Origin of the sequence: Holospora curviuscula (assembly GCF_002930195.1) — a bacterium.
Lineage (GTDB): Bacteria > Pseudomonadota > Alphaproteobacteria > Holosporales > Holosporaceae > Holospora > Holospora curviuscula.
Window position 1 is genome coordinate 1 of the sequence record NZ_PHHC01000017.1, and the last position, 1007, is coordinate 1007.

Below are 1007 nucleotides of genomic sequence, written 5' to 3' on the forward strand. Positions count from 1 at the left end.
TTCTGCAGTAAAGACTAGAGCGGCATCTAAGACTGAAGGTTCTGCAGTAAAGACTAGAGCGGCATCTAAGACCGAAGAGCCTGCAGTAAAGACTAGAGCGGCATCTAAGACCGAAGAGCCTGCAGTAAAGACTAAAAGAGTATATAAGACACTTCGTACTATAAGTAAAAAGACGGACGCTACTAAAATAAACCTTCATAAAGAAGGGATATCAACCTCTTCTTCTCAAGGAATATTATAATGAACATCCACATAACACAGGTATGTGTGGGATTTGATCACGCTGGAGAAGATTTATCCCATGCAATAATAGAACATGTAAACGTAAAGGGGTACTCGGTATCATGCCCTCAACAAAAAAAAAAATTTCATGGTGCTTCTATTCCTTACCCATCGGTAGTGCCTTGGGTAGTGGGAACGGTTTTGAGCCAAAACACTTGGGGCCTTTTAGTGTGTGGAAGTGGTATCGGAATGAGTATCGCCGCTAACAGATATATCGGAATTCGTGCAGCGCTTTGTAGAAATGAATCCGATGCGATGCTTGCTCGTCAACATAACAACGCAAATGTTCTAGTTTTAGGAGGCAGAACTGGAACCCTTGAAGAAGCGCTTCTGTGTCTTTGGAAATTTTTAACGACACCATTTTCTCAAGGTCGTCATGAGGAAAGGGTCTGTATGTTGGATCGCATGCCCGGCGGAGGAATAGCTTATGGACTTAGCGCATAAAGAGATAAATCGTTGGAAAGTTTATGCGTCCGTTTTGTCTGCAAATCTCTTACGCCTTGGGGAAGAACTTCAGAATATGTGTCCTTATGTAGATGGATTTCATTGGGATATTATGGATGGGCACTATGTTCCCAATCTCACACTAGGACCCTGTGTGATTAAACAGGCAAGATCTATGCTTCCAGAGATGTGGTTTGACGTACATATTATGGCAAACCCCAGCGATAACATTATTCCTCTTTTTACCACACTCCCCATTCAGAGTCTTACTTTTCATCCCC

General features: G+C 42.5%; 2 protein-coding genes and 1 pseudogene. All 3 read left to right on the plus strand.

Annotation, left to right across the window (positions count from 1 at the left end; translation table 11 throughout):
- A partial coding sequence (locus HCUR_RS08955; protein ID WP_207760833.1) for a hypothetical protein occupies positions 1-241 on the plus strand: 241 nt, incomplete at its 5' end.
- Complete coding sequence (locus HCUR_RS00545) at positions 241-726, plus strand: RpiB/LacA/LacB family sugar-phosphate isomerase (protein WP_207760834.1); 486 nt, start codon at positions 241-243, stop codon at positions 724-726. The genes HCUR_RS08955 and HCUR_RS00545, both read left to right, overlap by 1 nt.
- A pseudogene (locus HCUR_RS00550) lies at positions 710-1007 on the plus strand (ribulose-phosphate 3-epimerase); the annotation flags it as partial. The gene HCUR_RS00545 and the pseudogene HCUR_RS00550, both read left to right, overlap by 17 nt.